The following is a 12,759-nucleotide window of genomic DNA, read 5'->3' on the forward strand; positions in this document are numbered from 1 at the left end:
GACGGCGGGGAACATTGTGTGTGGTGATGGCCGACAACATCCGTGTACTCCACGTCGACGACGCACAGGGGTTCGCAGAGATGACGGCCGAGTATCTCGAACGGATCGCCGACGACCTGACGGTCGTGACGGCAACGAGCCCCGACGACGGTCTGGACCGTCTTGACGGGGGCATCGACTGCGTCGTCAGCGATTACGAGATGCCCGGACAGAACGGCCTAGAGCTTTTTGACGCCGTCCGGGACCGCTATCCCGACCTCCCGTTCATTCTCTTCACCGGGAAAGGGAACGAGGCCGTCGCCAGCGAGGCCATCACGGCGGGTGTCACGGACTACCTGCAGAAAGACGGGGGCACGGACCAGTACACGATTCTGGCGAACCGCGTCCGGACCGCCGTCGAGCGCCGACGCGCCCGCCGGGAGCGCGAGCGGAGCGAACGGCGGTTCGAGGCGGTCTTCGAGGACCCGCAGACGCTGGTCGGCGTCCTCAACCCCGACGGGACGGTCCGCAAGGCCAACCAGACAGCCCTAGAGGCGGTCGGCGCACCGCTTGAAGAGGTCGTCGGACAGCCCTTCTGGGAGCTGTCGTGGTGGCCCGAGGGCCACGCGGCCGAAGTCGAGGAGTGGGTCGAGCGCGCCGCCGACGGCGAATACGTCGAGGTCGACATCGACCACACCACCGCCGGGTCGGCGCAGTTCAGCTACCACGGCTACATCCGACCGGTCAGAGACGACGACGGCGACATCGTCTCACTCATCGCGTCCGGCCACGACGTGACGGAGAAACGAGAGCGCGCCGAAACCCTCGAACGGACGCGCGACCTGCTCGCACAGACCGAACAACTCGCGTCCGTCGGCGGCTGGGAAATCGACGTCTCCGACGGTCCGCCCTACGAGGGGAACCCGACCGAGGGGTTCTACCGCCTCCACGGCCTCGACCCCGACGAACACGTCCCCGTCGAGCAGACGGGGGAGTTGCTCCACCCGGCGGACCGCGAGCGCGTCGAGGATTCCCTGTCGACGCTGTTGACGGAGGGCGAGCCGTTCGACCTCGAAGCCAGAATCGTCACGCCGGATGGCGAGACGCGGTGGGTTCGCTCCATCGGCGTCCCCGTCGAGGAGGACGGCGAGTTCGACAAGTGCCACGGCGCAATAGTCGACATCACCGACCTGAAACGACAGGAAGCGGAGCTCGAACGGAAGGCGGACCTGCTCCGGCACGCCCAGCAGATCGCGGACGTGGGCGGGTGGGAACTCGACATCGCGGAGCCGCCCTACGAGGCGACGTGGACCGACCAGCTCTTCGAGATATTCGGGATACCGCCCCGGGACGCCGTGACGCCGGACGAGGTGCTCAGTTTCGTCCACCCGGACGACCACGACCGCGTCGCCGCCGAGACGGAACGGCTCATCGAGGAGGGCGAGGGCCTTACACAGGAGTACCGCATCGTGACCGGGGAGGGCGAGGAGCGCTGGCTCCGCGTCATTTCGGAACAGCCCGACGACCGAGCGGACATCATCCGTGGGGCGACGCTGGACATCACCGAGCAGAAGCAGACGACGCAGGCGCTCAGAGAGCGGGAGCGAACGCTCAGTCAGTACAAGGAGTTCACCGACGACATCTTCGACGCCGTCGACGACGTGTTCTTCCTGCTGGACGAGCACGGCCGGGTCCGGCGCTGGAACGAGTCGCTCGAACGGGTGACCGGCCACGACGGCGACGACCTGGCCTCGATGGACGGCGTCGCGTTCTTCAGGCCCGAGGACCGCGAGACCGTCAGGGAAGCGTGCCGGGCGGGCGACACCACGATAGAGCTGCCGCTGGTGGCCGACGACGGGGAGCCGGTCCCCTACGAGTTCGTCTTCGATCGGGTCGAAACGCCCGAAGGGGAGCGACGGACGGCCGCCATCGGCCGGGACATCTCCGCCCGCAAGGAGCGCGAGGAGGCTCTGGCGAGGACGAACCGACAGCTCCAGACGATTCTGGAGACCACGACCGCGCTCGTGTTCCTGAAAGACAGCGACGGTCGGTACCAGCGGATAAACGACCGGTTCCGCGAGGTGCTCGTCGACGGGCCGATGGACGTGGTCGGGAAGACCGACGCGGAGCTGTTTCCGGACGAAATCGCCCAGCAGATACGCGCCGACGACCGGCAGGTAATCGAGACCGGTGAGTCTATCGAGCGGGAGGAGGAGGTCCCGACGCCCCACGGGACACGGACCTTCCTCACGCTCAAGAACCCGATATACGACGCCGAGGGGAACGTCGCCGGCATCTGTGGCGTCGCCACCGACATCACCGAACGCGCCGAGTACAAGGCCCACGTCGAGCGCCAGAAGGAGCGCCTCGACGAGTTCGCCAGCATCGTCTCCCACGACCTCCGGAACCCACTCGACGTGGCGCGGGGGCGGCTACAGCTCGCGGAGGCGGACCCGTCGGCAGAGCACCTTGCGGCCATCGAGCGGTCGCTGGACCGCATGCAGGAGCTTATCGACGACCTCCTGGCGCTGGCCCGGCAGGGCGAGGCCGTTACCGACATCCAACCGGTCGCCGTCGAGAACGCGGTCGAGCAGGCCTGGCGGAGCGTCCGGACCGGGGCGGCGACGCTCGAAACCGACATCGAGGGGACGGTCATGGCGGACCCGACCCGCCTCCAGCAACTGTTCGAGAACCTCGTCCGGAACAGTGTGGAGCATGGCTCTGCGAGCAGTCGGACAGAGTCCGACACCAGCGTCGAGCGCGGGTCGACGGCCCCGCCGCCGGAGCCGGGGGACGGCGACGTGACGCCGGACTCGAACGGATCGATGGTCTCCGACACCTCCCAAACCGCCGCGGGTGGGATCACTGTAACGGTCGGGGCGCTCGACGACGGGACGGGGTTCTATGTCGAAGACGACGGGGAGGGAATCCCCGACGACGAGCGGGAGAAGGTGTTCCGGAGCGGCTACTCGACCTCCGAGAGCGGGACCGGGTTCGGCCTCGCTATCGTCCGGGAGATCGCCGAGGCCCACGACTGGGCGGTCGCCGTGGCCGAAAGCGCGAGCGGGGGCGCGCGGTTCGAGTTCCGCGGCGTCGACGGCCCGGACTGACCGGGGTGGCACCGCGAAACTTTCTCCACACCGCCTGCCGTAACCTCTGTCAATGGACCCTGACTCGGTTGAGGGCGTGCGGACGAGTGGCGGGGACGGACCCGAGGATGCCATCGGTCCGGACGGGCGCGTGCCACACGGCAGCAGCGACGACCCGGACGTGCTGGATTTCAGCGCGAACACGAACCCCCAGGTCCCACCGGGCGCAGAGAAGGCGTACCTGGCGGCGTTCGAGACGGCCCGCTCGTACCCAGCTGACGGCTACCCGGAGTTTCGCGAGGCCGCGGCGGCGTTCGTCGGCTGCGAACCGTCGCAGGTGATACCGACGGCCGGCGGCCTTGAGGCTATTCGCCTATCGATCCAGACGACGATTCAGACGGACGATAGCGTCCTGCTCCCGTATCCGAGCTTCGGCGAGTACGCCCGGGAAGTGCGGCTCCAGGGCGGAACTCCGGAGTTCATCCCGCACGACCAACTGCTTGCCGCCGACCCGGCGGGCCACGCGCTCGTCGTCGTCTGCAATCCGAACAATCCGACCGGCGAGACCGCCGAACCCGGGGCGCTCCGGGACTTCGCCGACCGCTGTCGAGCGGCCGGGACGACGCTGCTCGTCGACGAGGCGTTCCTCGGATTCACCGGCGAGCCGTCGCTGGCCGGTCGCGAAGGCGTCATCGTCGCGCGGTCGCTGACGAAACTGTTCGGCCTGCCCGGGATTCGGATGGGCTACGCCGTCGGGACCGGACAGGAGCGCGACCGCCTCGCGACGGCCCGGCGCGCCTGGTCGATGAGCGCTGCGGCAGCCGCGGTCGGGGCACACTGCTACGGACAAACGGGGTTCGTCACGGAGACGAAAGCCCGCGTCGCTGAGGAGCGAGCGCGGATGCGGGAGCGGCTCGTGACGCGGTTCGACGTGTTCCGTTCTGATGCGCCGTTCCTGCTGCTGTCGGTCAGTGACGCCGACACGTCCGTCGATGGTATCCTTGCCTCGGCCCGTGAGGCTGGCATCGCACTCCGGGACGCCCGGACGTTTCGCGGGCTGGACTCGCACATTCGGGTCGCTGTCAGAGCGCCCGAAGAAAACGACCGGCTGCTGGATGCGCTGGATGTTTGAAACGACCGTTCGGGATGGCGTCTGTCAGATTCGCCGCAAGGGTGCCCGCTGGCTTTCGACAGCGTGGGACGGCGGCTACCGGACCGCAGACGCCGTCTACAACGTCACCGTCCCCGAGGGGTTCGAGCGAACCGACCTCGCCGCCTACCGCGCCGAGCGGCTGTCGGGGGCCGGCTTCGCCATCGGCCCGACACTGCTCACCGGCGTCCACATGGAGCACGCCCGCTGTGCCCGGAGCGGGCCGGTGTCGGTGCTGGCGACAGCGGGCCTCTCGAACCCCGCCGCGTTGCCGATGTCGGCAGCGGGGCCAGCGGACGGCTTCGACGGGCGCGCGTCCGATCCGGCGGACCGCCCCGACTGGCGGCCCGGGACGGTGAATCTCGTCATCGGGGTTGAGCGCGAACTGGACGATGGCGCGCTGGCGACGCTGCTTGCCAGCGCTGTCGAGGCGAAGGCCGCGACGCTGCTGGACGCGGCGGATGCGCCCGGAACCACCTCGGACGCGGCCATCGTCGGCTGTGTCCCGGGCGCTGAGCGTGCGTCGTTCGCCGGGAGTGCGACCGAAATCGGGGCCGCGGCCCGCGTCTGTGTCCGCGACGCTATCAGGGCGAGTCTGGCCGCCCGCTACGGGGGCGACGCCCTGCCGACCGTCGACGGCGCGGAGTACGGCGTCGTTACCGACCGGGGCACCGAGGTCTTCGAGCCGTGAAAGCGGAGTGTATCACACGACGGTCCTTCATTCCAAACGGCTAAACAGAATCCCGTCGAACAGGCAGGCATGACCGACAACACGGCCGGCCCGACCGCCGAACCAATCGAGCCGAGCGCGCCCGAGGAGTTCGGGCTGGTGCAGGTCTGGTGGGGCGACGGCAAGGGCAAGACGACAGCGGCGCTGGGGATGGCGACCCGCGCCGTCGGTCACGGCTACCGCGTCCACCTCCTGCAGTTCATGAAAGGCGGGACCAGCACCGTCGAGGACGTGCGCGGCGAGTACAACGCCATTGCCGCGCTGCCGGGCTTCTCATACGAGAACGCGGGGCACTACGGCTGGCACGGCTTCCTCGACGGCAGCGAGGACGACGAGCACGAGGCCCGGGCGAAAGGCGCACTCGACCGGGCACGGGACCTCGTTCAGGCCAGCGCCGACACCGACCTCTCGGAGCCGCTGGACGCCGACGGGCCGCCAGAAGAGGGCGTCAACATGCTCGTCCTCGACGAAATACTATACGCCGCGAACCGCGCCCTCGTCGACCCCGAAGACGTGATTGGGCTCATCGAAGCCAAGCCGGACGACCTCGAACTTGTCCTCACAGGCGGCCACGAGCGGCCGGAGTTCCTGTCTGACCACGCGGACCTCGTTACCGAAGTCAGCAAGGAGAAACACCCAATCGACGCCGGTCAGGGCGCGCGGAAGGGCACGGAGTTCTGAGTACGTTCTCCTCGGACGGAGTTACAGTTCGTCCAGCATGGTATCGACGATCTCGCGAGCCGCGTCGACGTGGTCGTCGGCAACGGCATCGGCAGTGCTCTCGACGTGTGACAGAATGTGGTCGACGGTTATCAGCCGCTCAGCTAGCACGTCTTCGGAGAGTTCACCCGCAGCGATGTCGGCGGCGACGGCCTCCGCCTCTCCGAGCCAGCGGCTGGCCGTGCGTTCGACCGGCCGCTCCCCGGTTTCCGCGAGGTGTCTATGCAGCGCCTGAAGGCGTTCGTCAGTCATAGATAGAACTCGGCGGGTCGGGACAAAGAACCCCTGCCGAATCACTGATGTTCGCGGCGGCCTCAGCACTGCCCGATGGCTCACACGCTGCTGGTCGCCGGGACGGCCAGCCACGTCGGCAAGTCGACCGTCGCGGCCGGACTCTGTCGCTATCTGGCCGACCGTGCTGTTTCGGTCGCGCCGTTCAAGGCCCAGAACATGAGCAACAACGCCCGGGCGACACCGGGCGGCGAAGTCGGCGTCTCCCAGTACGTTCAGGCCCGCGCGGCCGGCGTCGCGCCGTCGACTGACCACAATCCGGTACTCCTGAAACCGCGAGGGGACGGCGAATCCCAGCTCATTCTGGACGGCGAGGTGGTCGGGCATTTCGAGGCCCGTGGATACTACGACGAGCACTGGGAGGACGCGCTGGACACCGCCCGCGCGGCCCACGACCGACTCGCCCGGTCCCACGACGTGATTGTCGCCGAAGGGGCGGGGTCGATTGCCGAAATCAATCTGCACGACCGCGACCTGGCGAACGTCGAGACGGCGCGCTTCGCCGACGCCGATATCCTGCTCGTCGCCGACATTGAGCGCGGCGGCGTCTTCGCCTCGCTCGTCGGGACGCTCGAACTCGTCCCCGAGGACGTTCGCGAACGGGTGGCCGGCGCGGTCATCACGAAGTTCCGCGGCGACCGCTCGCTGCTCGACCCGGGCATCGAAGAGTTCGAGGACCGGACCGGCGTCCCCGTCCTCGGCGTGGTTCCCTACGACGACCCGGGCCTCCCCGAGGAAGACAGCGTCGCGCTGCCGCCGGTCGGCGAGCGAGCCGTCGTCGGTGACGGTGACGGCGTTGCCGACGACGAGAGCGTTACCGTCGCGGTCCCGCGGCTCCCGCGTATCTCGAATTTCACCGACCTCCAGCCGCTCGCCCGCGAACCCGGCGTCAGAGTCGCGTACGTGCCACCCGGTGCCACCCTCGACGACGCCGACGCGGTGGTCCTGCCGGGGAGTAAGAACACGGTCGATGATCTGCGAGCGCTTACCGACGCTGGATTCGGGGACCGACTACGGGCGTTCGACGGCCCTGTCGTCGGCCTCTGTGGCGGCTACCAGATGCTCGGTGAGGCGATCACGAACGCCGCGGTTGAGGGGACTGGCGACGCGGACCACATCGAGGGGCTTGGGTTGCTCCCGGTGACGACAGCATTCAGCGAGGCGAAGACGGTCGAACACGTCGAGCGGACACTCAATGGTGTCGGCCCGCTCTCCGGAGCGAGCGGGACCGTCGAGGGTTACGAGATTCATATGGGCGACTCAAAACTGACAGGCGGGGCCGCCCGTCCCTTCGACAGTGACGGGGCGGCGACCGACAGTGTTCTGGGAACATACCTCCACGACCTCTTCGTCAACGACACTGCCAGAGATGCCTTTGTGCGAAACACCTTCGAAAGCGCTGGTATCGCCCTGCCAGAGGCACCCGAACGAGCCGACAGCGACCCGTACGAACGAGCGGCTGGGCTCATCCGTGACCACGTTGACCTAGGACCGCTCGGACTACCCGACCGATGAGTGTTTGATACTGCGCTAACTTCCGGAAATTTATATACAGCTAGCTCGCAATATTCCCTTAATGGTCGAAGTGTTCGCGGTCGCCAGTGGGAAGGGCGGGACTGGCAAGACGACGAGCACCGTCGCCCTCGGGATGGCGCTGTCCGACCGCTACGACGTGACGGTGGTCGACGCCGACACAGGAATGGCGAATCTCCTCTTTCACGCCGGGCTCTCCGACGCCGAGACGACGCTGCACGACGTACTAGCTGCTGACGCGCCGGTCGAGGCAGCCACCTACAACCGGTTCGGGCTGACGGTCGTTCCCTGCGGCACGAGCCTCGACGGCTTCAGGGACGCCGACCCGGCCCGGCTTCGAGACGTGGTTGCGACACTCGCAGCAGACACAGACATCATCCTGCTGGACTCGCCGCCGGCACTCGACAGTCGAACCGCCGTCCTTCCAGTCGTGCTGGCCGACCGTATCGTGGTCGTCCTCCAGCCGACGATTCCCGCTATTTCGGACGGGCTAAAGGTCCAGGAGTACGCGACGACCTACGACACGGACGTAGCGGGGCTCCTGTTCAACAAGGTTCGTGAGTCCGAGTCTATCGAGCAGGTCTCGGAGAAGACTGAGCGGTACTTCGACGGGCCGACGCTCGCATCGGTTCCCGAAAGCGAGCGAGCCCGCGAAGCACGTCGCGCTGGACGGCCGCTCCTTGCACACGCTCCCGAGTGCGAGGCCGCAACGGCCTATCGAGCGGCCGCCGAGGCGCTCACAGTACAGAACGGGACAGCCGCCGACGCCGCCGACCGGTTCCAGAGCGCCGTCATCCCTGAGTCGCTATGAAACTCCCCTGCGGCCGACTCGACAAGTCCCGCGTCGTCACGGACCCGCGAGACACGCTCGCTGACGTGCTCAACCGCGAACTGACCGGCTACGCCGTCTTTGAATCTCAGGAGACACTCTTGCTTGACGGCAAGGGGCGGGGTGTCATCACGTTTACCGACGGTGTCCCCGTGCTGGTCTACCACACCGGGACAGACCGCGGTGGCCCGCCGGCGCTTGCTGACCTCGCTATCCCCGGGCCGTACCACGTCTCGTTATACGCACTCGACGCCGCCGACCTCGAATCGGCCCACGAGGCGGCCGACCTCCGAGTCCCACCCGGGATGCCCGCCGAACGGTTGGGCGGCGACCCGGCGCTGGCCGACAGTACCCGACGGGCGGCCCCCGACGAGCGACTGTCGGTAACGGACGACGATGCGACAGCAGTCGAGGACGAAGTCGCCGAGCAGAGTGCCGTCGAAGCGTTCCTTGACGATACCGAGAAAATCGAGGCGATCAAGCAGCAGGCACGTTCAGAGGCCCGCGAGCGCGCCCAACAATGGGATTTCTGACAGTCTCGCGTAAATAGGCTCGCTACAGCACCGGCGCTATCGGTCTGTATCATGACAGGTCTGCAGTACGTACGTCGCGACGCGGCCCCGGCGTCACTCCGAAACCGAACCGGTATGACGGTCCTTCCCTTTCGTAGCCGGTGCACCGGTGCGTGTCGACTCCGAGGCCGATACTGTCCGGCCACAACCGACACCAGTCGATATCAGTCTGCCCGAACCGGGATCCACCACACTCGCGACCGTCCCCCGACTTTCTTGCTCGTGATATCCGTCTCTGATTCGAGGTCGTGGAGTTTGTTCAGTGCTGTCCGGCGCGAACAGCCGAGTCTGTCCGCTACCTCTGACGCCGTGAGTGGCTCCGCGTAATCGTTTCGGTGTTTGAACACCTCGATAACGTCCGATTCAGTGTACTGGATTTCCCGTCCAGGCGGAGACATATTTCTGTCAACGATTGCCACACACTTATACTGTCGGCTATTATTTCATTCTGCGTGAAAATATAGAAACGCAGGCGGTCGTTGTCGCAAAACGGTCCCGGGCGCCGGATCAGAACGGCATGAGCTTTCTCGGGTGTTACATACCCTGTAACATGTATTGGGTCCCAAAACAGTTACAGCGAATAAGTATAGACACCTACCGACCAAACTCTGTGTCGGGGGATATGCTATCCCGCCCTCCAGTGAGTGCTGGAACGCCGACCAGTGCTCCCTTCGGCCCTCATACAGCCCGTCACGGATTGTTTTCCTGTACAGGCAGGACTGCTGCGAGCGGCTGTGATCGCTCTTTATACTGGTCGAACACCGTCTCGGCCCAGCAATACACCGCTGTCGCGTCGGACTCCGCTATCGCCCGGACGTTGTTCCGGTCGTCGTAGGCCGCCAGACAGACTCGCGACCGGTCCAGCGCGAGGCCGATATCAAGCGCGGTGTCGTGGACATACGTGTTGATGTTCTCGTGTTCGAGGCCGCGCTCTAGTGCGTCTGAGAAATCGGACACGGACCGTTCGAGCACGCTGTGGTCGATGATGAACTCGATATGTGTCCCTGTTTCGAGGAGTTCCACTGCGGCGTCGTTGAACACTGACGTTACGATCGGTGAGATGGCCCGAACGTCACCCTCGACTTCGTGCATCCAGTCTGTGAACCGGTTGATAGCGGCGAGGGGGTTCTGCTCTGAGGTCGTCGTGAGACAGGCTGGGTCCAGCAGATCCGCCGGGAGTTCACCGGCGATGGAGCCGAGGTGTGCGGCCAGCGGCCCGGCCGCCCGCGCCCGCTCAACCTCGTCGACGAGCGCCCTGTACCGGTCGAACACCCGCTGTCCTGTCACAGTAAGTCGATACTCACCGTCCCGTTTGACGACCCATTGGCGCTCGGAGAAGCCCGCGAGTATCCGCTGAATCGTAGTCCGCGTCGCATCCACCGAGTCACACAGGTCAGTGGGCCGTGCCGGACGCTCCCGGAGCTGGGACAGCACCGCGAACCGCTGTGGTGACCCAGTAAGGTACCTGCAATCCTCGAAGACGGTGTCAGCCGGACCTTCCGCCATTGGCCATGTCTGAGTGGGCGACCATCTTAGCCTCTTTGGCCTTTGGCAACACTGGACAGGTCTGTAACCTATTCGTCACCGAACGAGTCGAGGCTTGTCTGGGTCCCGTCGTTTCCGGTGCCGTTCGATGCATCCGTTCCGTGTTCGGCGGCGATACGTGCAGCGGCCTCGCGGCCCCCGGAGAACGATGCGCGGCGTGCGATAGTCGAGTCGCTCAGGGCATCGGCCGCATCGGCACGTACTGCCTCGTATCGCCTTTGGAACGCCTGTCGGGCCGCGTCGTAGTCGACGACCGGGTGTGGGTAGTCCTCGCCGATATCGACGCCACAGGACGCCTGCACGTGGACCGGCGTTTGCTCGGGCCGGTCGAGATACTCGTCGGGGAGCGCGTCGAGTTCGGGCACCCACCGACGGATGAACTCGCCGTCCGGGTCCTGGTCGCGGACCTGCTTGCGCGGGTTATACAGCCGGAGGGCCGGCTTGCCAACCAGTCCGCACTGGGACTGCCACTGGGTGTAGTTGATGGCCGCCGAGGCGTCGACGAGATGGTGGTAGAACCAGTCCGCGCCGAGCCGCCAGGGCTGCTGGAGCAGATGGTAATACACCGATACACACATTGCCCGCATCCGGAAGTTGAGCCAGCCCGTCTGTTTGAGACACCGCATCGACGCGTCGACCATCGGGAACCCGGTCTGGCCGTGCTTCCAGGCGGCAACCAGCTCGGGATCGTACCGCTCCGCGTTGAACCCCACCAACACCGGATTCACCGCCGCATCGAGCCAGCCGGGCCAGTCTTCGAGCTTCTGCTCGTAGTGTTTGTTCCAGAACAGCCGCGAAATGAACATCTCTTTCCCGCGGCCGTCGGGCGCGTGTTCGTCGACGCACTGGAAGACCTGCCGCACGGAGAGACAGCCAAACGCGAGATACGGCGAGAGTCCGCTGGTCCCGTTTCGTGCGTCTGTCGGCGCAGAGATGTTCCCCGGATAGTCGTCGATCCGCTCGACGAACGCCGACAGCCGCTCACGCGCCGGGCCGGTCCCACCGCGAGGCACGTCGGATTTCGACGGTGTGACTGCGTAGTGTTCTTCGACCGCGTCGATGTCGATACCGCTGTCGAAGCTCCGTGAGGTGACCGTGCTCGGGTCCCAGTTGTACTGGTCGGCGGAGAACCACGCCGATACGTCGTCCTGCCATCCATCGCGAGTCTCCGCTCGGTCACGGACCAAGCCGTCGCCGTCAATGCATGTTACATCACACTGTTCCTGCACGCGGCGGTCCCGTTCCCGACCGTAGCGTCCGGTCGGAACGGCCATCGTCACGATGTCCCAGCCGGCCCCGCGGAACCGCCCCAGCACGTCCACCGGGTCCCCGTGGGCGTAGGTGAGTCCGCGACCAGTCGCGGTGTGGTACTGGTCCGAGAGGTCGGCCAGGCAGTCGTGCAGGAACCGAACCCGGCTGTCACAGGCGAGGCCGTCCGCACCGTAGAACGCCGGGTCGAACACGAACAGCGGGAGCACGTACTCGGACGTCCCAGCCCTCGCGACTGCAGCCTGGTCACGGATCCGAAGGTGTTCACGATGCCAGACGACTGTCCCTGATTCGTCGTCGGCGAGCGTCGGAATCGCGTCCCGCTCCGGCGTGTCCCCTGAGTCCAGTCTTGGCATCCCGTCGTTGGGTCATCGTTGGCCCGCAGCTACCACTGTCTTTCGACTCTCGAAGCTCCGGCCGAACCAGGAGTCCCCGGTGGCCGAGTGGTGTCCGCAGTCGTATCAGAAGGGTTACCCCTCGAGACCCGCGCTAGCCGACAATGGAATTCGAGTCCACGCGCCGCCGCTTCATGCAACTCGCCGGAACGAGCGCGACAGTCTCCCTCGCTGGCTGTAACGCCCTCCAGGGAGGCACCAGCGACGGAATGAACACGGGGACAGAGCCGCAAAACCAGAGCGCGGGCGGGGAGCCTGCAACGGTAACGGTCGGAGTCGAACCTGACCAGACGCAGTTGCGGGACCGACAGCAGGAGATCCAGTCGGAGCTTCAGGCGGGGAACCTCACACAGAGCGAGGCACAGGCAGAGTACCGCACCGCACAGGAGAACCTTGCAGAAGGCGCAATCAGTTCCTTCGAGGAGCGTGCCACATCTGAGCTTGGCCTCACTATCGACGATTCCGTTTCACAGGCGGGTGCGCTGCTGGTCACTGGCCCGCCGACCGGCCTCATCGCTACCCTCTCAGTCGACAGTGTTACTGGACTCTTCCCGCAATCGACGTTCGAACAGATCCGGTCGCAGGTTCGAACTGAAACGCCGGGCGCAGCGGAGTAACTCACACGCCACTGGCCGACTGCCGGCTCGCGCCGAGCGA

General features: G+C 66.2%; 12 protein-coding genes. 8 read left to right on the forward strand and 4 right to left on the reverse strand.

Annotated features, from left to right (window positions below):
• The first annotated feature begins 26 nt into the window (after positions 1–26).
• The 4 genes from BVU17_11885 to BVU17_11900 all read left to right on the forward strand — a co-directional run bounded on the left by BVU17_11885 (position 27) and on the right by BVU17_11900 (position 5,629).
• Positions 27–3,089 (forward strand): hypothetical protein, encoded by a 3,063-nt coding sequence (locus BVU17_11885; GenBank protein ID AUG48189.1) that lies wholly within the window; start codon positions 27–29, stop codon positions 3,087–3,089.
• A 52-nt stretch (positions 3,090–3,141) separates the two neighbouring features.
• Positions 3,142–4,200: a threonine-phosphate decarboxylase gene (locus BVU17_11890; GenBank protein AUG48190.1), complete on the forward strand. Its 1,059-nt coding sequence runs from the start codon at positions 3,142–3,144 to the stop codon at positions 4,198–4,200.
• Entirely contained in the window at positions 4,193–4,909 is a 717-nt protein-coding gene (locus tag BVU17_11895) for an adenosylcobinamide amidohydrolase (protein ID AUG48903.1), read from the forward strand. The genes BVU17_11890 and BVU17_11895 overlap by 8 nt, the downstream gene beginning before the upstream one ends.
• Before the next feature lie 69 nt (positions 4,910–4,978).
• On the forward strand, positions 4,979–5,629 hold the full coding sequence (locus BVU17_11900; GenBank protein ID AUG48191.1) for a cobalamin adenosyltransferase: 651 nt from the start codon (positions 4,979–4,981) through the stop codon (positions 5,627–5,629).
• A 21-nt stretch (positions 5,630–5,650) separates the two neighbouring features.
• On the opposite strand, the gene BVU17_11905 is transcribed toward BVU17_11900, so the two are convergent.
• Complete coding sequence (locus BVU17_11905) at positions 5,651–5,920, reverse strand: hypothetical protein (protein ID AUG48192.1); 270 nt, start codon at positions 5,918–5,920, stop codon at positions 5,651–5,653.
• 75 nt (positions 5,921–5,995) lie between these two features.
• Here BVU17_11905 and BVU17_11910 point away from each other — a divergent pair, with 75 nt between their 5' ends.
• The 3 genes from BVU17_11910 to BVU17_11920 all read left to right on the forward strand — a co-directional run bounded on the left by BVU17_11910 (position 5,996) and on the right by BVU17_11920 (position 8,854).
• Positions 5,996–7,474: a cobyric acid synthase CobQ gene (locus tag BVU17_11910; GenBank protein ID AUG48193.1), complete on the forward strand. Its 1,479-nt coding sequence runs from the start codon at positions 5,996–5,998 to the stop codon at positions 7,472–7,474.
• 61 nt (positions 7,475–7,535) lie between these two features.
• Positions 7,536–8,303, forward strand: coding sequence for a chromosome partitioning protein ParA (locus tag BVU17_11915; protein AUG48194.1), 768 nt, complete (start codon positions 7,536–7,538; stop codon positions 8,301–8,303).
• Positions 8,300–8,854, forward strand: a complete 555-nt coding sequence (locus BVU17_11920) for a hypothetical protein (GenBank protein ID AUG48195.1) — start codon at positions 8,300–8,302, stop codon at positions 8,852–8,854. Before BVU17_11915 ends, BVU17_11920 begins: the two co-directional genes overlap by 4 nt.
• 203 nt (positions 8,855–9,057) lie before the next feature.
• Here BVU17_11920 and BVU17_11925 read toward each other — a convergent pair whose 3' ends face one another.
• From BVU17_11925 to BVU17_11935, 3 genes are all read right to left on the reverse strand, one after another.
• Complete coding sequence (locus BVU17_11925) at positions 9,058–9,291, reverse strand: hypothetical protein (protein AUG48196.1); 234 nt, start codon at positions 9,289–9,291, stop codon at positions 9,058–9,060.
• Positions 9,292–9,583: 292 nt separating this feature from the next.
• Positions 9,584–10,399 carry a MarR family transcriptional regulator gene (locus BVU17_11930; protein AUG48197.1) on the reverse strand — a complete coding sequence of 272 codons (816 nt, stop codon included), beginning with the start codon at positions 10,397–10,399 and terminating at the stop codon, positions 9,584–9,586.
• 68 nt (positions 10,400–10,467) lie between these two features.
• Entirely contained in the window at positions 10,468–12,063 is a 1,596-nt protein-coding gene (locus BVU17_11935; protein ID AUG48198.1) for a deoxyribodipyrimidine photolyase, read from the reverse strand.
• Between the two features lie 143 nt (positions 12,064–12,206).
• Between BVU17_11935 and BVU17_11940 the strand changes: the two genes are divergently transcribed.
• The gene (locus BVU17_11940; protein AUG48199.1) at positions 12,207–12,719 is read left to right on the forward strand and encodes a hypothetical protein; all 513 of its coding nucleotides are present in this window, start codon (positions 12,207–12,209) and stop codon (positions 12,717–12,719) included.
• Positions 12,720–12,759 lie beyond the last annotated feature (40 nt).

Source organism: Haloarcula taiwanensis (genome assembly GCA_002844335.1).
Classification (GTDB): Archaea; Halobacteriota; Halobacteria; order Halobacteriales; family Haloarculaceae; genus Haloarcula; species Haloarcula taiwanensis.

Excerpts from the sequence above, each read along its gene's own strand:
- BVU17_11885 (AUG48189.1), top strand. The coding sequence starts at position 27 with ATGGCCGACAACATCCGTGTACTCCACGTCGACGACGCACAGGGGTTC.
- BVU17_11890 (AUG48190.1), top strand. The coding sequence starts at position 3,142 with ATGGACCCTGACTCGGTTGAGGGCGTGCGGACGAGTGGCGGGGACGGA.
- BVU17_11895 (AUG48903.1), top strand. The coding sequence starts at position 4,193 with ATGTTTGAAACGACCGTTCGGGATGGCGTCTGTCAGATTCGCCGCAAG.
- BVU17_11900 (AUG48191.1), top strand. The coding sequence starts at position 4,979 with ATGACCGACAACACGGCCGGCCCGACCGCCGAACCAATCGAGCCGAGC.
- BVU17_11905 (AUG48192.1), bottom strand. The coding sequence starts at position 5,920 with ATGACTGACGAACGCCTTCAGGCGCTGCATAGACACCTCGCGGAAACC.
- BVU17_11910 (AUG48193.1), top strand. The coding sequence starts at position 5,996 with ATGGCTCACACGCTGCTGGTCGCCGGGACGGCCAGCCACGTCGGCAAG.
- BVU17_11915 (AUG48194.1), top strand. The coding sequence starts at position 7,536 with ATGGTCGAAGTGTTCGCGGTCGCCAGTGGGAAGGGCGGGACTGGCAAG.
- BVU17_11920 (AUG48195.1), top strand. The coding sequence starts at position 8,300 with ATGAAACTCCCCTGCGGCCGACTCGACAAGTCCCGCGTCGTCACGGAC.
- BVU17_11925 (AUG48196.1), bottom strand. The coding sequence starts at position 9,291 with ATGTCTCCGCCTGGACGGGAAATCCAGTACACTGAATCGGACGTTATC.
- BVU17_11930 (AUG48197.1), bottom strand. The coding sequence starts at position 10,399 with ATGGCGGAAGGTCCGGCTGACACCGTCTTCGAGGATTGCAGGTACCTT.
- BVU17_11935 (AUG48198.1), bottom strand. The coding sequence starts at position 12,063 with ATGCCAAGACTGGACTCAGGGGACACGCCGGAGCGGGACGCGATTCCG.
- BVU17_11940 (AUG48199.1), top strand. The coding sequence starts at position 12,207 with ATGGAATTCGAGTCCACGCGCCGCCGCTTCATGCAACTCGCCGGAACG.